We start from the raw sequence: 18,123 nt of genomic DNA, 5'->3' as shown, positions 1-18,123 counted from the left end.
CCGCGCGGCGGGAATGTCTTTTCTTACTTCGTCACGAGCCAGTAGGTCGCGGAATCGGTCGCGCCACCGGTGTAGAAGCCCGACACATTCGCGCGCATCGCGCTTTGGCGGGCTTGCTGGAACATCAGCACAAAGGCCGAGCTGTCACGGTGGATGCGCTGCATCTCTTCGTAGATCGCGGCGCGTTTGGCGGTGTCGCGTTCCGTCACAGCGGCTTCGGCCATCGCGCCCAACTCACCCGGATCCCATGCCGTGCGCCATGCCAGATAGCCGGTGGCTTTCGCCTCATCCGAGTTATCGGGGTTTTCGGCGAAGGTGGAGGCGTTGGTATGCGGGTCAGGATAATCCGGGCCCCAAGATTGCAGCGTAATATCGTGCTGACGGGCGCGATATTTGCCAAGCACCTGTTTGCCATCGGCGGCATCAAGCGTCACTTCAATGCCAATCTGGCCAAAGGTGTTTTGCACCGATTGCGCGATATCCATCCGCTCTTGCACGTTGCGCACGTTGATCGCGAAGGTCAGCGGCAATTCCACACCGGACTCGGCGAGCAGTTCTTTCGCCTTATCGAGATCAAGGTGATAGGGCGTTTCATTGACCGCGCCCAAGAAACCTTGCGGCAAGAAGGCTTGGTGCACGACCCACTGACCTTTCAAGATCGTGTCGGTCATGCCTTGGTAATCCACCGCCCAGCGCATCGCTTCGCGCACTTTCGGGTTGGTCAGCGCTTCAACCTTTTGGTTCAGCGCGAGGTAGTAGATCTGCCCGCCCACGTCATTTTGCACGGTGATCTCGGGGTTGCCCTCAACGCCTGCAATATCGGTCGGGCTCAGCTTGCGGCCCACGTCGATATCGCCTTTTTCCAACAGCAGCCGCTCGGTCGCGCCTTCGGGGATGTGGCGCATCATCACGTATTTCATCGGCGCATCGCCCCGCCAATGGCCTTCGCGGGCTTCCAGCATATAGCCTTCATTCGGCTTGAAGCTGCGCAACACATAAGCCCCCGTGCCCGCCGAGTTGGATTGCAGCCAAGCATTGCCCATGTCGCCATCGACATCATGCGCCATCACCGTCTCCATATCGACGATCTCGGCCACACCCGCGGTCAAGCAGTTGTACACAAAGCTCGGCGCATAGGGTTTGTCGGTGGTGATGATCACGCTGTCCCCCTCGGCCCGGATCGTTTGATCCATGTTTTCAACCGAAAGGCCAAATTGGGTCAGGATGAAAGCCGGGGTCTTGTTCAGCTTCACCACGCGTTTGAGCGAGTCGGCCGCGACTTGCGCCGTCACCGGATTGCCCGAAGAGAAGGTGACACCTTCTTTGATCTTGAACGTATAGGTCACCCCGTCATCCGCCACGCTCCAGCTTTCGGCCAGCCCCGGCACCAATTCCCCTGAACGCGCCGGATCCAGTTCAATCAGCGTGTCATAAAGGTTGTTGGTCAGGTCCGTGCCCGAAAATTCAAAGGCTTCGGCCGGGTCGATGGAGACGATATCGTCAATCGCATCCGCGACAACGAGCGTGTTGGCGGGGGTTTCCGCAAACAGCGCGGCGGGCGCGGTGCAGGCCATCAGCGCGGCAACGGCAAGCGCTTTGGGAACGATACGGGGTGAGGTCATAAGGGGACTCCCTGTCAGTTTCTTGCATGAACCGTGCCAAGTGGCCGCCATGCCTTGGGACAAGGTGACGCGTTTAAAAGATGGGCGCAAGGCAGAACGACCGCAGCACGCGCCGTGCAACATATTGTTCGAATAGGATATATTGGCCGCTCAAAATTTGAGCAGACGTGCCGAAGGGGGCGGCTCAGGTGAACCGCCCCGCCCGACACACGGGGGCGCGCCCATGCTTGCGCCCCCGAAGCTTTGGCTCAGTATTGTTCCTCGTAATGGTCGAGCGTGGCGGTGAAACTCGCCGTGCCGCGCGTCGCCCCGCCAAGGCTTTGGAACAATTCCGTCAGCGAAGAGGCGGGCATCAACGCCTCAAACAAATCCCAGCCTTTCGCGCCCGGATCGGCTTCAAAGCCGAGCACCTGCCCCTTGAGGCCAGAAACCAGCGGCGACAGCCCGCCCGAATAGACCGAAGGCACCGAGATCGTGACCTTGCACACCGGCTGCAACACCACCGTGCCCAGTTCCGTCAGCACCTCACGCAGGGCCATTTTGCCCGCCGTGCGGAAGGCATGGTCCGAACTATCCACCGCATGGTGTTTCCCATCCGAAAGGTTCACCGCCAAATCGACCACCGGATGCCCTTTCGGCCCGGCGGTAAGCGCATCGCGCGCGCCCGCCTCGACCGAGGGGATATAGTTGCGCGGCACGGCCCCGCCTTTCACCGTTTCGGTGAACTGGAAGCCCTCGCCCCGGCCCAGCGGTTTGACCTCAATTACCACATCGGCAAATTGCCCCGCACCGCCCGATTGCTTGCGGTGGCGATATTGCTTTTGCGCGGTGCCGGTGATGGTTTCGCAAAGCGCGGTGCCTTGCGGCGCGGTGACGGCTTTGATGCCAAAGTCGCCCTCCAGCTTTTCGAGCACGCGGCGCAGATGCAGCGGGCCTTGCGTGCCCAAAAGCGTTTTGCCGGTGATCGGGTCGGTTTGCACCGAAAGCCCCGGGTCAATTTCCCTCAGCTTCGGCAAAGCGGCGGCAAGCCGGGTTTCGTCCCGCTCATTTTCAGGCTCGATCAACAGCGCATGGTTCGCGGCATGGCAGGCCATCCAAGGCAGGCTCTCAAGGCTGCCCTCGGCAGTGTAAAGCGGTGCGGCCAAAGACAGGTGATCGGTCTTCACGGTGAGGCCAATTTCACCGGGCGCCAAGGCGCTAAGTTGCGTTTTGGCATCAATATCGGTGATCGAGCCGATATTCGCCCCCGCAAGCTTCGCCCCCGGAGCAACGCCTTCGCCCAAAGCCCGCACCAGCACGGTTTTGCCAAGGTGTTTGACGTTATCAGCCAAAGCGCCAACAGCCAAAGCCCCCACCCTTGCGGCGGTTTCGTCGACGCCCGGCACTTCGTGGCGCAGGCTTTTCATCAGCCGCATCATGCCATTGCCGTGGCTGGCCGAGCCCAAAAGCGCGGGCAAAAGATCGTGGTGTTGCAAGACCTTGGTCGAAACGTCATAGACCTCATCGGTCATCGGGGCCTGATCTTCGATCAGTTCCGTCAGCAGCACTTCATCAAAATCGGCCAGATGTTCCAAAAGCTCGGTCCGCGCCTCTTCCTCGCGGTCTTTGACCGAGGCGGGCAGCTCCATCAGCGAGGAACGCGCATGATCATGATATTCCCAAGCGCGTTCGGAAATCAGATCGACCGCGCCAATCACCTGCCCGTTTTCGCGGATCGGGATTTGCCGCAGCACGATCCCATGCGGGCAGAAATTCTGCAACGCCGCCACAATCTCGCTGGTGCGATCCTGCGCGGTGTCGATTTTGTTGATAAAAATAAAGGTCGGTAGATCCGCCTCTTCCACCAGCCGCAGATAGGGGGCCACCAGCACCGCCGCTTCGGCATCGGCGGGCACACACAGCACCACCGCATCAGATGCGGCCAGCATCGGCGCCAATTGCGGCAGATGATCCGCACCGCCGGGCGCATCCAAAATCGCCCAGTCTTCCTCCATGAAGCTAAACTTGGTCACGGCGGCATCGCCGAAAAGGGTGTGCTTGCGCGGCTTCCCGCCTTCCAGGGTCGCCAGGGCATCGGCCAGCGTCGATTTGCCGGCCTGAGATGGGCCTACGATGGAGACGACTTTCATTTGGGAATCCTCCTCGACTGGATCCGCGCCGCGCCAAATTGCGGGGCGCTTCACTTTATTCTTAGCGCGCCGAATCCCCCCCCACCTTGACCCATGCCAAACTGGAGCGTATCGGGCACTGCGTGACAGACCGCCGCAGGAGCGCAGGAGAAAGACATGGCCGACCGTAAAATCCGCACGAAACTGGTGCATGAGGGCATTCGCCGCAGCCAGTATGGCGAGATGGCCGAGGCGATGTTCCTGACCCAAGGCTTCATCTACCCCTCGGCAGAGGCCGCCGAAGCGCGGTTCATTTCCTCGACCGATGACGAATTCATCTATGCCCGCTACGGCAACCCGACCACGCGAATGTTTGAAGACCGCATGGCCGCGATTGAGGGCACCGAAGACGCCTTTGCCTGTGCCTCTGGCATGGCGGCGATCAATGGCGCGCTGATGTGCACGCTCAAATCGGGCGACCATGTCGTGGGCGCGCGGCAGATGTTTGGCTCCTGCCTGCATGTGCTCAAGGTTCTGGCCGGCTTTGGCGTGGATGTGACAATCATCGACGGGGCCGATTTGAAAAACTGGCGTGCCGCCGTGCGCGAAAACACCAAGATTTGCTTCTTTGAAAGCGTCTCCAACCCCGGGTTGGAGGTGATCGACATCAAGGGCGTGGCCGAGATTGCCCATGCCGTTGGCGCGCTTGTGGTGATCGACAATGCTTTTGCCTCGCCGATCTATTCGCGCGCGGTGGAGCTGGGCGCCGATGTGGTGGTGTATTCGGCCACCAAGCATATTGATGGCGGCGGGCGCGTGCTCGGCGGTGTGGTCTGCGGCACGAAAGAGTTCATTCGCGGCCCGCTTGAAACTTACGTCAAACACACCGGCGGCGCGATGAGCCCGTTCCATGCTTGGGTGCTGCTATCGGGGCTGCAAACGCTTGATCTGCGCGTGCGCGCGCAAGCCGCCAGTGCCGCCGCCGTGGCCGAAGCGGTGGAAGGCCACGCAAGCCTTGCCCGTTGCCTCTACCCCGGGCTGCCGAGCCATCCGCAACACACGCTGGCGATGGCGCAAATGGGCGCGGGCGGCACGATGCTGGCGCTGGATCTGGCCGGCGGCAAAGAGGCGGCCTTCCGCTTCCTCAATGCGCTTGAGATTGTGAGCATCTCCAACAACTTGGGCGATGCGAAGTCGATCGCTACCCACCCGGCCACGACCACGCATAAGAACCTGTCGGAAGAAGAACGCGCCACCATTGGCATCACGCCGGGGCTGGTGCGGATTTCCTTCGGCATCGAAGATACCGCCGATTTGCTGGCCGATATCAAGACTGCGCTCGACGCCGCTTAAACTGCGGCGCGATGTCACGCCCAAACCGGGCAAGGGCCTTTTTCCTTGCCCGAATCCGCCCCCCTGCCTTTCCTGAAGGTGGCGGACCCCGCCGGGGAGGACATCATGAAACCGATCTTTCTGGCCCTTGCGGGCCTTTTGGCCGTTTCTGCTTGCGCCGATCGCTATCTGGATGAAAGCGAGGCCAGCGTGGTGGCCACCGGCCAAATCACCGCCAACAGCACGCTTTCCGCCCAAGCCGATTTCGCGCGCCGCATGTCCAGCGCCTATGTCAGCGCCGCGCGCCGCACCACCACCGCGCAAGACGTGGCCTCCTTTGGGGTCTTTCTGGCCGCCGCCTCGGCCGTAGATGGCGCGATTGGCACGGCAAGCGATACGGTTGTGGCGCGGCGCGCCATCACCGGGGCCACGCTCCAGCAAGGCGCCAAACGCACGGTGCCCAAAACCGCGATTCAGGGCATTTACACCGGGGCAAAACGGCTCAATTGCGTGGCCACCGTCGCGCAAGTGGGCGTGCCGCTTTTGAGCAGCGAAGACGCCACCACAATCCGCGCCGCCCGCGCCTTTACCTTTGGTGCGGTGCAAGAGGTGATGATCACCACCCGCGAGGGGCTGGTGCGCGAGGTGGCCGATTACAAAGTCCTTGTCACCGCCATGACCGATGCAATCGACCTCAGCCCCTCGCGCGCGGAAAACACCAAAGGGCGCGACGCCGGGGCGTTCGATATCAATGCGCTCAAGCGCTACACGGATCTTTTGGCAAATTGCCTTGAGGCACAGGTCAGCCTCTCCAATGCCGCCAGTGATTTGAAAAATTAAGGCCTTACGCCTGCCCCGCCGCAAATTCGGGCAATAATGTCGTTTCGGGTGCAACTTCCCTTGGACTTTCCCCGTCTCACTCCCATATCGAAACCATGCGCCAAGAGGCGAAAGGGAGAGGCCATGAATATTCAGGGACGCATCGGAACCCCCGACACCGACGAGGCGAAAGCCGCGCTGGAGGTACTGCGCCTCTGGGCTGCCGAGGCCCATCCGGCAGAGGTCACGGCACTTGATCCGGCCATTGCGCGGCTCTTGCCCGGCGCGCCGGACAGCTACCCCGAACTCGCGCGCAGCTATGATGCCGAATTCCGCCCCGACGCCGCCTATAAGGCCGCGATGCCCGATCTACAAAACGGGCCCTCTTCGCTGATCGTCGGCGCGAAGACCCGCATTGAACATGTGGGCATTTCCAACTTCCGCCTGCCGATCAAATATCGGCTGCGCGACGGTGGCGAAGTGGTGCTGGAAACCTCGGTCACCGGCTCAGTGAGCCTTGAGGCGGAGAAAAAAGGCATCAACATGAGCCGCATCCTGCGCAGCTTCTACACCCATGCGGAACGCGAGTTCTCGTTTGAGGTGATGGCCGCCGCGCTTGATGATTATGTTGAAAACCTTGAAAGCTTTGACGCGCGTCTGATGATGCGGTTTTCGCTGCCGTTGCAAGTGGATAGCCTGCGCTCGGGCCTCACCGGCTGGCAATATTACGATATCGCGCTTGAGCTTGTTGAACAGGCGGGCGTGCGCACCAAGATCGTGCATCTCGATTTCGTCTATTCCTCAACCTGCCCCTGCTCGCTCGAACTTTCCGAAGATGCGCGCATCCGCCGGGGCCGTTTGGCGACGCCGCATTCGCAACGCTCGGTCGCGCGGATTTCGGCGGTGATTGAGCCGGGGAAAACGCTTTGGTTTGAAGACCTGATCGACCTTGCCCGCGCCAATGTACCCACCGAAACGCAGGTGATGGTGAAGCGCGAAGACGAACAAGCCTTTGCGGAACTGAATGCCGCGAACCCGATCTTCGTAGAAGATGCCGTGCGCGCCTTTGCAGCAGGGCTGATGGCGGAACCGCGCGTGGGCGACTTCCGCGTGATTGCGAGCCACCAAGAAAGCCTGCACAGCCATGATGCGGTGGCGCTGTTGACCGAAGGCCCGACCTTTGCGCAAACGAGCCTTGATCCGCAGCTTTTCGGCACGCTCATCCATCGCGGCTAACGGGGTCTGGGGGCGAGCAGCCCCCTCCTTTTGCCTCGGCAAAAACAAGAACAGAGCTAGAACATGGGTCTTTCCCTTGGCCGTGCCGCAAGATAAAGTGCGGGCATGAGCATTCTGGATGATGACGACGATTTCAGCGACCTGAGCCTCTCGCAGCGCGCCATGATGGGCGCGCGCGCCGCCATGGGTGTGCCCGACTACCTTGAAGGGCTAAACCCCGAACAGCGCCGCGCGGTTGAGGCGATGGATGGCCCGGTGCTGATGCTTGCCGGTGCGGGCACCGGCAAAACCAAGGCGCTCACCACGCGGATCGCGCATCTGATCCATTCTGGCCGCGCGCGCCCCAATGAAATTCTGGCCGTGACCTTCACCAACAAGGCCGCGCGCGAGATGAAAGAGCGTGTCGGGCGCCTGCTCGGCCAAACGCTTGAGGGCATGCCATGGCTTGGCACCTTCCACGCGGTTTGCGTAAAGCTGTTGCGCCGCCATGCGGAGCTTGTGGGGCTGAAGTCGAACTTCACCATTTTGGACACCGATGACCAAATCCGCCTGCTCAAGCAGCTGATCATCGCGGCCAATATGGATGAAAAGCGCTGGCCCGCGCGGCAATTGGCCAATCTGATCGACAGCTGGAAGAATCGTGCGCTGACGCCTGAGCGGGTGCGCGGCGCGGAGACGGCGCATTTCAATAACCGTGGCAGCGAACTCTATGCCGCCTATCAAGAGCGCCTCAAAACGCTCAACGCGGTCGATTTTGGTGATTTGCTGCTGCATATGGTGACGATCTTCCAGCGTCACGAAGATCTGCTTGCACAATATCAGCGCTGGTTCAAATACATCCTTGTTGACGAATACCAAGACACCAATACCGCGCAATATCTGTGGTTGCGGCTTTTGGCGCAAGGCCACCGCAACGTCTGCTGTGTGGGCGATGACGACCAGTCGATCTACGGCTGGCGCGGCGCTGAAGTGGGCAATATCTTGCGGTTTGAAAAGGATTTTCCGGGCGCGGTCGTGGTGCGGCTGGAACAAAACTACCGCTCGACCGAACATATTCTGGCCGCCGCCTCGGGGCTGATTGCGGCCAATAGCGACCGCTTGGGGAAGGAGCTCTGGACCGAGGAACAGGGCGGTGAAAAGGTCCGGCTGATTGGCCATTGGGATGGTGAAGAAGAGGCGCGCTGGATCGGCGAAGAGATTGAGGCGCTCTCGCGTGGCACGCGCGGGCATGATCCGGTACCGCTCAACGGCCAAGCGATTTTGGTCCGCGCCAGCCATCAGATGCGCGCCTTTGAAGACCGTTTTTTGACCATCGGCCTGCCCTATCGCGTGATCGGCGGCCCGCGCTTTTATGAGCGGCAAGAAATTCGCGATGCGATGGCCTATTTCCGGCTTGCTGTTTCGCCCGACGACGATCTTGCATTTGAGCGGGTGGTGAATGTGCCCAAGCGCGGTTTGGGCGACAAGGCGCAGGCGAAAATCCAGACCGAGGCGCGCGCGGCGCAATCGGGCCTTGTGATGGGGGCGAAGGCCGTGTTGCAGCAGGGCGCGCTTGGCGGCAAAGCGGCGGGCGGCTTGCGCAACTTCATTGAAGGCGTCGGGCGCTGGCATGCGGCGGTGCTGGAAGACGCCGATCATGTGCGGCTGGCCGAGACGATCTTGGAGGAATCGGGCTACACCGAAATGTGGCTCAACGACAAAACGCCCGAAGCACCCGGACGACTGGAAAACCTCAAGGAACTGGTCAAAGCGCTCGAACAGTTTGAAAACCTGCAAGGGTTTCTCGAACATGTCGCGCTGATCATGGACAATGATAAGTCTGAATCCGAAGACAAAGTCTCGATCATGACGCTTCATGCCGCCAAGGGCTTGGAGTTTCCTGCCGTCTTCCTACCCGGCTGGGAAGAGGGGCTGTTTCCGAGCCAGCGCGCGCTTGATGAAAGCGGCCAACGTGCCTTGGAGGAAGAGCGGCGGCTGGCCTATGTCGGCATCACCCGCGCGGAGGAAATTTGCACCATTTCCTTTGCCGGCAACCGCCGCGTCTATGGGCAATGGCAAAGCCAACTCCCCTCGCGTTTCATTGATGAATTGCCCGCGCGCCATGTGGAAGTGCTCACCCCACCCGGCCTTTATGGTGGCGGCGCGGGGGCAGCGGCACCGGTCACCGGTTTTGGCAGCCTAGAAAACCGCGCCGCGCGGGCCGATGTTTACAATTCGCCGGGCTGGAAGCGGATGGAAAGCCGCGCCACAGGCGCCCCCAAACCCAAGGCGCGCACCGTCACCACGGTGGATTCCGTGGCCTTTGGCGTGGGCGACCGGGTCTTTCATGTCAAATTCGGCTATGGCGAAGTGATCGACCTTGAGGGCGATACGGCGATGGTCGAATTTGAAAAGGCGGGCTCTAAGCACGTCAAAGCGGGCTTTTTGAAACCCGCCAATGCGGCGGATGACGTGCCGTTTTAAGGCCAGACGACGTTTTAAGCCGCAAACAAAAAGGGGCACTCTCCGTGCCCCCTTCGACTTGGTTCAAATATCCTGGGGGTTTTTGGGGCAAAGCCCCCAATGGATCGCCCCGCTGCGTGGAACGCCCCTTATTCCGCCATCAAGCGGCTGACGACCACGGTGACCTCGGGCTTTTTGCCCACTTCTTCCATCGCCACCTGCCGCGCGATGCGGCGAAGCGCTTCGTCAAGCTTGTCATCGTTGCGCACAACCTTATCAGGCGCGCTTTCAAGGAAGGCGGAAAGCTCGTCTTCAACGATCCGCACCATATCGCCGCCCGATTTGCCACGCTCGGGCAGGCCCATCACCTCGACCCAAGCATCGCCCAGCGGCACATCATCTTCGTCGATGATTACGGTGATCAGCACATGGCCGTTCAGCGCCATGCGGATCCGCTCACGCACCACGCCATCCAGCGCGCCAATCAGCACCGTGCCATCCAGATAATGCCGCCCGGTTTCAATATATTCGACCACTTTCGGCACCACGCCGGTGAGGTCGATCATCGTGCCATTGGTCGCCACTTCGGTGGCAATGCCCTTGGCGGCGGCAATCTTGGCGTGTTCGCGCAGATGGCGGTGTTCGCCATGCATCGGGATCAGCATTTGCGGGCGCAGAAGGTCGTGCACCGCCTCAAGATCGGGGCGGTTCGCGTGGCCCGAAACGTGATAGAGCCCGCCTTTCTCATCCACCACATCCACGCCCATTTCCGAAAGCGCGTTCATGATGCGAATGACCGAGCGTTCATTGCCCGGAATGGTTTTCGATGAAAACAGGAACGTATCCCCGTCTTTCATCTCAAAGCCCAAATACTTGCCCCGGCTAAGCTGCGCGGTCGCGGCGCGGCGCTCGCCTTGGCTGCCGGTGACGATCAGCATCAGATTGTCCCGGCCAACCTCAACCGCATCTTCAGGGCTAAGCACATTGGGGAAGTTTTTCAAAACCCCGGTCTCTTCGGCCACATGCACCATTTTGCGCATCGCGCGGCCCAAAAGGCACACAGAACGGCCCGCCTCACGCCCGGCCTCAGCCAGCGTTTTCAGACGCGCGACGTTGGAGGCAAAGGTGGTGGCGACCACCATCCCTTTTTGCTCCGAAATCAAATCTTTCAGCGGCGAAACCAGCGTCGATTCAGACCGCCCCGCCGTTTGCGTGAAGACGTTGGTGGAATCGCAGATCAGCGCTTTGATGCCCGCGCCTTCATGCGCGATCTCGTGCCACTCAAGCGGGTCAAACGCCTCGCCCACCACCGGGTTGCCATCAAGCTTGAAATCGCCCGTATGCACAACGCGGCCCGCGGGCGTATCAATCACCAAAGCCGAGCTTTCCGGGATCGAGTGGCTGACGGGGACGAACTGCACAGTGAACGGGCCAATTTCTACCGCTTTCGGGCGCGGCTCGACGATGCGGATCATATCCGAAGGCAGCCCCGCCTCCTCCATCTTCAACTGCACCAGATGCGCGGTGAAGCGGCGCGCGTAAACCGGCGCTTTCAGCTTCGGCCACAGATGGGCCATTGCGCCGATGTGGTCTTCATGGCCGTGGGTGAGGAAAATCGCGTCGATGCGGTTCACATTGGCCTCAAGCCAAGCCGCATCGGCCATAATAAGGTCCACACCGGGCGAACTTTCCATATCCGGGAAGGTCACCCCCAGATCGACGACGATCAGCCGCTCCTTCCCTTCCGGCCCATAGCCGTAGACATAGGTGTTCATGCCGATTTCGCCGGCACCCCCCAAGGGAAGATAGATCAGTCTGTCGCTCACGCCTCAAGCCCCTTGTTATAATCGAAGATCAGACGCAGCCCATGCATGGTCAGGTCGTCTTCGACCTTATCGAATAGATCGAACCCCAGATCGAAGAGCGAGGCAAGCCCACCCGTTGCAATCACCTTCATCGGGCGGTCTCGTTCCATCCGAATTTGCCGCACGATGCCTTCGACAAGGCCGATATAGCCCCAATACACCCCCGATTGTATACAGGCCACCGTATTCGTGCCAATGACACCTTGCGGTTTGGTTACATCGACATGCGGCAGCGCCGCCGCTGACATATGCAGCGCCTCAAGGCTGAGCGCGACACCGGGCGCAATCACCCCGCCAATATACGCGCCATCGGGGGCGACCACGTCAAAGGTGGTCGCAGTGCCAAAATCCACCACGATCAAATCACCGCCATGGCGGTCATAGCCCGCAACGGTGTTAACCAAGCGGTCCGGCCCAACGGTCGTGCCCACATCCACGCGCGGGGCCACGGGCAGTTCGCAATCGGGCTTGCCCACAACGAGCGGGCGGCAATCAAAATAGCGGTTGCACAGCACCCGCAAATTGAACACGACGCGCGGCGCGGTGGAGGAAATGATCGCCTCATGGATCGCGTCGATGGTCAGCCCCTTGAGGCCCATCAGCGTGGAGAGCCAGACGAAATATTCATCCGCCGTGCGCCGCGCATCGGTGGCAATCCGCCATGTGGCGCGAAACGCGGCCCCGTCCCAGACGGAAAAGACCGTATTGGTGTTGCCGCAGTCGATGCACAGAAGCATGTCGCCCCCTTAAAAGAAGATATCCGCCGCCGCGATCGGCAGGCGCGTCTCTCCGGTGTTCAAGATCAGCGCGCCGGTCTCGTCGATCGTTTCAAATAGGCCCGTGCGGGTTTCGGTTCCGGTGCGGGCGGTCACCCTTTGCCCGATCCGCGCGGCGCGGGCAAGCCATGCAGCCCGAATGGGGGCAAATCCGTCGCGTTCAAAGGTCGCGGCATGGCGCGCGAAAGCGCGCGCAAGCGGGAAGAGGAAATCGAGCGGCGCGATCACCTGCCCAGTTTCACCGCGCAGCGAGACGGGGCGAAGCGCCCCTTCCTCCAATGCTTCCACAGGTGGCGCGGCGGCAAGGTTCACGCCAATGCCAATCGCCAAATGGCTGACCGAAGCGCCAGAGGAGACGCTTTCGAGCAAGATCCCGGCGACCTTCGCGCCGCTCAGAAGCACATCATTGGGCCATTTGATCGCCAAATCCGCCCCCGGCGCGAGCTCGGCCAGCGCGTCATACAGCGCAAGGGCCGCCACAAAGGAATAGAGCGCGGCAATGGGGGGGCTCACCGCCGGGCGAAACACGCAAGTGGCGGCAAAATTGCCTTCAGGCGCGAGCCAGCCGCGCCCGCGCCGCCCCCGCCCCGCCGTTTGACGATGCGCAAAAACCCAAGCTGGCCCCGCAAGATGCGGAGCCAGTCGGGAAGCTTCAGACATTGTGCTGTCGGTTTGCCCAAGGACGTGGCGCGCCACCCCCTCGGGCCAATCAGGCTCAGTTGACAAGAGACACTGCCGCCGCCGTGGCCGCACCCTCAAGCCCGAACATCGAGATCGAGCCCACCACCATGATCAGCGCCGCACAAACCAGCATTGCCAGTTGCACGAACGGCATGCGGCGGTCGAGCGGATCTGTCTCGGTGCCGAAATACATGTAGTAGACGATGCGCAGGTAGTAGAAGGCACCGATCACCGAGGCGATCACCGCGCCCACGGCCACCCAAACAAAGCCCGCATCCACAGCCGCTTTCAGCACCGAAAACTTGGCCCAGAAGCCCAGCATCGGCGGCACACCGGCCAAGCTGAACATCAGCACCATCAGCGCCGCCGCTTTTAGCGGTTCAGATTTGGACAGCAGGTTGAGCGCGGCAATATCGGTCACCGGGGCGCCATCCCGCTCCATCGACAAGATGAAAGCAAAGGTGCCGATGTTCATCACGATGTAAATCGTCATGTAAAGCAGCATCGCTTCCACACCCGCCACAGTGCCCGCCATCAAGCCCATGAGCGCAAAGCCCATATGCGCGATGGAGGAATAGGCCATCAGGCGCTTGATGTTGGTTTGCCCAATACCGGCAATCGAGCCCAGATACATTGAGGCGAGCGCGAGCGCGGCCAGCACTTGGCCCCATTCACCCGGCACTTGGCCAAAGGCGTCATGCACAACCCGCGCAATCAGCGCCATCGCGGCCAGTTTCGGCGCGGTCGCGAAGAAAGCGGTCACCGGGGTGGGCGAGCCTTCGTAAACATCGGGCGTCCACATGTGGAACGGCACGGCGGAGACTTTGAAGGCAAGCCCGGCCAGCAAGAACACCAGACCGAACAGCAGGCCAATCGGCAGATGCCCTTGTTCGACCACGGTGATGATGCCCGCAAACGAGGTCGTGCCCGCGAAACCATAAACCAGCGAGGCCCCGTAAAGCAGCAGACCCGAGGAGAGCGAGCCGAGCACGAAATACTTCAGACCCGCTTCCGAGGAGCGCGCGGAGTCGCGGCGCAGCGCGGCGACCACATAAAGCGCGAGCGATTGGAGTTCGAGCCCGATGTAAAGCGACATCAGATCATTGGCCGAAACCATCATCATCATGCCGGTTACCGCAAGCACGATCAGCACCGGGAACTCAAACCGCAGCAAGCCGCGACGGTCGAGGTAATCGGCGCTCATGGCCAAGACGGCAGCCGCCGAGACCAGAATGATCACCTTGGCAAAGCGCGCAAAGCCATCGGAGATGAACAGCCCACCAAAGGCGCTGTCCGCCCCGCCGCCCGCGACGGCGATGGTCAGGCCCAAGATCAGCATGACCGCGGTGGAGATCCACAAGATCGGCTTGGCAACCTTATCTTTGCCCGTCCAAACCCCGCCAAGCAGCGCGGCCATTGCAAAGGCCGCAAGCAAGAACTCGGGCAGAACAATGGAGAAATCAGAAGACGTCATCGGTGTTTCTCCTCAGTTGCCCGCAACCATCGCCGCAGCGGCGATGTCGGCATGATAGGTGGTCACAAGGCTTTCCACCGAAGGCCCGATCAGCCCGGTCACGAGGCTCGGATAGATGCCCAAGATCAGCGTCATGGCGACAAGCGGCGCGAAGATCGCTTTTTCGCGGGTGGTCATATCTGTGATCGTTTTCAGGCTTTCTTTGACCAGTTCGCCAAAGACGACGCGGCGGTAGAGCCACAGCGCATAGGCCGCCGACAAGATCACGCCCGAGGTCGCCACGGCCGCCACCCAAGTGTTGACTTGGAAGATACCGACCAAGGTCAGGAACTCGCCAATGAAGCCCGACGTGCCCGGAAGGCCAACGTTCGCCATGGTGAAGAACATGAAGATCAGCGCGTAAGCGGGCATCCGGTTCACAAGGCCGCCATAGGCCTCGATCTCGCGGGTATGCATCCGGTCATAAATGACGCCAACGCAAAGGAAGAGCGCGCCCGAGATGAAGCCGTGGCTCAGCATCTGGAAGATCGCGCCATCAATCCCTTGTTGGTTCGCGGCAAAAATCCCCATCGTCACATAGCCCATGTGCGCGACCGAGGAATAAGCGATCAGCTTCTTCATATCGGCCTGCGCCAGCGCCACCAGCGAGGTGTAAACAATCGCAATGGCCGAAAGCGTGAAGACAAAGCCGGTCATCGCTTCCGAGCCCACCGGGAACATCGGCAAGCTAAAGCGCAAGAAGCCGTAACCGCCCATTTTCAACAGCACCGCCGCCAGCACGACCGAACCTGCGGTGGGGGCCTGCACGTGGGCATCGGGCAACCAAGTGTGCACCGGCCACATCGGCATTTTCACCGCGAAAGAGGCGAAGAACGCAAGGAACAAGAGCGTTTGCACCCCGCCCGGCAGCACATAGCGCAGATAGGGCAGGTCTTGGTGCGGGAAGTCGAAGGCCATCAGCTGCACGATGTCGGTGGTGCCCGCCATCATATACATCGCAACCATCGCCACCAGCATCAGCACCGAGCCAAGGAAGGTGTAGAGGAAGAACTTAAAGCTGGCATAGATGCGATCTTTGCCCCCCCAGATGCCGATGATCAGGAACATCGGAATGAGGCCCGCTTCAAAGAACAGGTAAAAGAGCACAAGATCCAGCGCCACGAAGACGCCGATCATCAGCGTTTCAAGCACCAAGAAGGCGATCATGTATTCCTTGACGCGGCTTTTCACATGCCAAGCGCTGGCAATGGTGAGCGGCATCAAGAAGGTGGTCAGCAGCACAAACAGGATCGAGATCCCATCGACGCCCAATTTGTAGCGCAGACCCATGATCCATTCGCGGTCTTCCACGAATTGCATCGCCGTATCGTGGCGGTCAAAGCCCGCCAGCAAAAAGAGCGACACCAGAAAGGTCACCGTGGTGGCGGTGAGCGCCAGCCATTTGGCATTGCGGTCCGCCGCCTCCGTGCCCGAGCGCGAGACGACCGCAAGGATCGCCGCCGCCGCCAGCGGCATGAAGGTGATGATGGAAAGGAGGTTGTTCATCAGTTCGTCCCCCCGACCTGCATGACCCAGAACATGAGGCCGACGATGCCAATCACCATGGCGAAGGCGTAGTGGAAGAGATAGCCCGATTGCAGGCGTGCAGCGACACGGGTGAAGAAGGGGATCCAGCCCAAAGCAAGGCCATTGATCGCCCCGTCGATGACGGCACCGTCACCGCCCTTCCACAGCATCCGGCCAAGCGCCTTGGCGGGGTTCACGAAGATCATGTCGTAAAGCTCGTCGAAGTACCATTTGTTGAGCAAGAACCGATGCGCCCAAGGCATCGCATTCGCGGTCATCGCCGGCAGACGCGGCACGGCGATGTAGTACACCCACGCCAGCACAAAGCCGGTGATCATCGCGATGAAGGGCGAGATTTTCACCCAAGCCGGCACAAGGTGGGCTTCATGCAGAACGTGGTTGGTTTCCGCCATGAAGATCGCGCCTTGCGGGGCGACGGCAACAACCGCGTCATGCCCGGCCTCGGCATTTTCCACCACACCGTGATCGGCTTCCGCGATTTGCACCGCCTCCGCCTCGTGGCCAGCGCCATGAGCGTCATCCGCCATCGTGCCCGCCATCGCGGCTTCGTGGTTTTCCATCGCCTCGTCATGATCCACGGCAGCATGTTCCACCGCTTCGGTGGCATGTGCGTCGCCATGTTCGGTGCCATGCGCCGCCGCCGTTTCCGGCAGGTTGAAGAAGCTGTTCACCCGATCGCCAAAGAACGAGGGGTAGAACACCATGCCCGAAAGCACCGCGCCAACCGCCAGCGCACCGAGCGGGATCAACATCACGCGCGGGCTTTCATGCGCGTGGTCATGCGCATGATGATCGCCACGTTCCTTGCCGAAGAAGGTCATGAAGATCAGGCGCCACGAGTAGAACGAGGTCATACCTGCCGCGATCACCAGCGACCAGAAGGCAAAACCGCTGCCCGAGGCAAAAGCGCTTTCGATGATCGCATCTTTCGACAGATAGCCCGCAAAGCCGACCGGAATGCCAAACAGCGTCACGAAGGGGATACCCACGCCGGTGATGGCGAAGGTGCCGATCATCATGATCCAGAAGGTGAAGGGGATTTTCTTCCGCAGCGCGCCATAGTTGCGCATGTCTTGCTCGTGGTGCATCGCATGGATCACCGAGCCCGCGCCAAGGAAGAGCATCGCTTTGAAGAAGGCGTGCGTCAGCAGGTGGAACATCGCCGCAGAGTAAACGCCCACGCCCGCGGCCACGAACATATAGCCCAGCTGCGAACAGGTCGAATAGGCGATCACGCGCTTGATGTCGTTTTGCACAAGGCCCACGGTGGCGGCAAAGAACGCCGTCGCAGCACCAATATAGACCACGAACATCTTCGCTTCGGGCGCATATTCAAAGAGCGGCGACATCCGGCAGACCAAGAACACACCCGCGGTCACCATGGTGGCGGCGTGGATGAGGGCGGAAACCGGCGTCGGGCCTTCCATCGCGTCGGGAAGCCAAGTGTGCAGGAAAAGCTGCGCCGATTTACCCATTGCACCGATGAACAACAGCACCGCAATCAGGTTGGCCGCGTTCCACTCGGTCCACAGGAAATGAAGCTGGGTATCGGCGAGCGTCGGCGCATAGGCGAAGACATCGTCCATCTTGATCGAGCCCGCCAAGAAGAAGAGCGCGAAGATGCCCAGCGAAAAGCCAAAGTCACCGACCCGGTTGACCACGAAAGCTTTGATCGCCGCCGCGTTGGCCGAGGGTTTCTTGTAGTAGAAGCCGATCAGCAAATAAGAGGCAACGCCCACGCCTTCCCAGCCAAAGAACATCTGCACGAGGTTATCGGCGGTGACCAGCATCAGCATGGCGAAGGTGAAGAACGAAAGATAGGCGAAGAAGCGCGCCTTGTAGCTTTCGTGATGGGTCCAGTTGTCGTCATGCGCCATGTAGCCAAACGAATACAGGTGCACGAAGGCCGAGACCGTGGTGACCACAATCAGCATGATCGCGGTCAGACGGTCGAGCCGGATCGACCAAGCGGTGTCGAGCGTGCCCGACTGGATCCAGTTCAGAAGGTGGATGTGCTGCGTGTCGCCATCAAGCGTCAGGAACACAACCCAGCTCAGCAGGAAGGACAGGAACAGAAGGCCGGTGGTCAGCACCATCGCGCCCTTCTCGCCAATGTAACGCCAGCCGAAGCCGCCGATGATCGCGCCCAATAGAGGCGCCAGAAGGATGATCGTCGTCATG

Annotated in this window: 12 protein-coding genes; 4 read left to right on the top strand and 8 right to left on the bottom strand. The window is 60.7% G+C overall.

The window, feature by feature from the left end; translation table 11 throughout:
* Positions 1-23 precede the first annotated feature (23 nt).
* Positions 24-1,622 carry an ABC transporter substrate-binding protein gene (locus tag CRO18_RS08585; RefSeq protein ID WP_097081811.1) on the bottom strand — a complete coding sequence of 533 codons (1,599 nt, stop codon included), beginning with the start codon at positions 1,620-1,622 and terminating at the stop codon, positions 24-26.
* A 248-nt stretch (positions 1,623-1,870) separates the two neighbouring features.
* Positions 1,871-3,751: an elongation factor G gene (locus tag CRO18_RS08580; RefSeq protein ID WP_097081810.1), complete on the bottom strand. Its 1,881-nt coding sequence runs from the start codon at positions 3,749-3,751 to the stop codon at positions 1,871-1,873.
* Between the two features lie 156 nt (positions 3,752-3,907).
* Between CRO18_RS08580 and metZ the strand changes: the two genes are divergently transcribed.
* The 4 genes from metZ (at position 3,908) to CRO18_RS08560 (ending at position 9,580) form a co-directional block, all read left to right on the top strand.
* Positions 3,908-5,083 carry an O-succinylhomoserine sulfhydrylase gene (gene metZ, locus CRO18_RS08575; protein WP_097081809.1) on the top strand — a complete coding sequence of 392 codons (1,176 nt, stop codon included), beginning with the start codon at positions 3,908-3,910 and terminating at the stop codon, positions 5,081-5,083.
* Positions 5,084-5,188: 105 nt separating this feature from the next.
* Positions 5,189-5,902: a hypothetical protein gene (locus tag CRO18_RS08570; protein ID WP_097081808.1), complete on the top strand. Its 714-nt coding sequence runs from the start codon at positions 5,189-5,191 to the stop codon at positions 5,900-5,902.
* A 123-nt stretch (positions 5,903-6,025) separates the two neighbouring features.
* Complete coding sequence (gene folE2 / locus CRO18_RS08565) at positions 6,026-7,117, top strand: GTP cyclohydrolase FolE2 (protein WP_097081807.1); 1,092 nt, start codon at positions 6,026-6,028, stop codon at positions 7,115-7,117.
* A gap of 105 nt (positions 7,118-7,222) precedes the next feature.
* Positions 7,223-9,580, top strand: a complete 2,358-nt coding sequence (locus CRO18_RS08560) for an ATP-dependent helicase (RefSeq protein WP_097081806.1) — start codon at positions 7,223-7,225, stop codon at positions 9,578-9,580.
* Between the two features lie 128 nt (positions 9,581-9,708).
* On the opposite strand, the gene CRO18_RS08555 is transcribed toward CRO18_RS08560, so the two are convergent.
* Genes CRO18_RS08555 through nuoL form a run of 6 tightly spaced genes read right to left on the bottom strand, consistent with a single transcriptional unit; the run spans position 9,709 to position 18,122 of the window.
* Entirely contained in the window at positions 9,709-11,334 is a 1,626-nt protein-coding gene (locus CRO18_RS08555) for a ribonuclease J (protein WP_097081920.1), read from the bottom strand.
* 47 nt (positions 11,335-11,381) lie between these two features.
* On the bottom strand, positions 11,382-12,161 hold the full coding sequence (locus CRO18_RS08550; RefSeq protein WP_076485590.1) for a type III pantothenate kinase: 780 nt from the start codon (positions 12,159-12,161) through the stop codon (positions 11,382-11,384).
* A 9-nt stretch (positions 12,162-12,170) separates the two neighbouring features.
* Positions 12,171-12,926, bottom strand: coding sequence for a biotin--[acetyl-CoA-carboxylase] ligase (locus CRO18_RS08545; protein WP_097081805.1), 756 nt, complete (start codon positions 12,924-12,926; stop codon positions 12,171-12,173).
* Positions 12,916-14,355 carry an NADH-quinone oxidoreductase subunit NuoN gene (gene nuoN, locus CRO18_RS08540; protein WP_097081804.1) on the bottom strand — a complete coding sequence of 480 codons (1,440 nt, stop codon included), beginning with the start codon at positions 14,353-14,355 and terminating at the stop codon, positions 12,916-12,918. Before nuoN ends, CRO18_RS08545 begins: the two co-directional genes overlap by 11 nt.
* A 12-nt stretch (positions 14,356-14,367) precedes the next feature.
* Positions 14,368-15,900, bottom strand: coding sequence for an NADH-quinone oxidoreductase subunit M (locus CRO18_RS08535; protein WP_097081803.1), 1,533 nt, complete (start codon positions 15,898-15,900; stop codon positions 14,368-14,370).
* The gene (nuoL, locus tag CRO18_RS08530) at positions 15,900-18,122 is read right to left on the bottom strand and encodes an NADH-quinone oxidoreductase subunit L (protein WP_097081802.1); all 2,223 of its coding nucleotides are present in this window, start codon (positions 18,120-18,122) and stop codon (positions 15,900-15,902) included. Before nuoL ends, CRO18_RS08535 begins: the two co-directional genes overlap by 1 nt.
* Position 18,123 lies beyond the last annotated feature (1 nt).

The organism is Rhodobacter sp. JA431 (assembly GCF_900217725.1).
Taxonomy (GTDB): domain Bacteria; phylum Pseudomonadota; class Alphaproteobacteria; order Rhodobacterales; family Rhodobacteraceae; genus Rhodobacter; species Rhodobacter aestuarii.
Note: the sequence above shows the minus strand (reverse complement) of the source record. Positions and strands in the feature narration are given on the sequence as shown.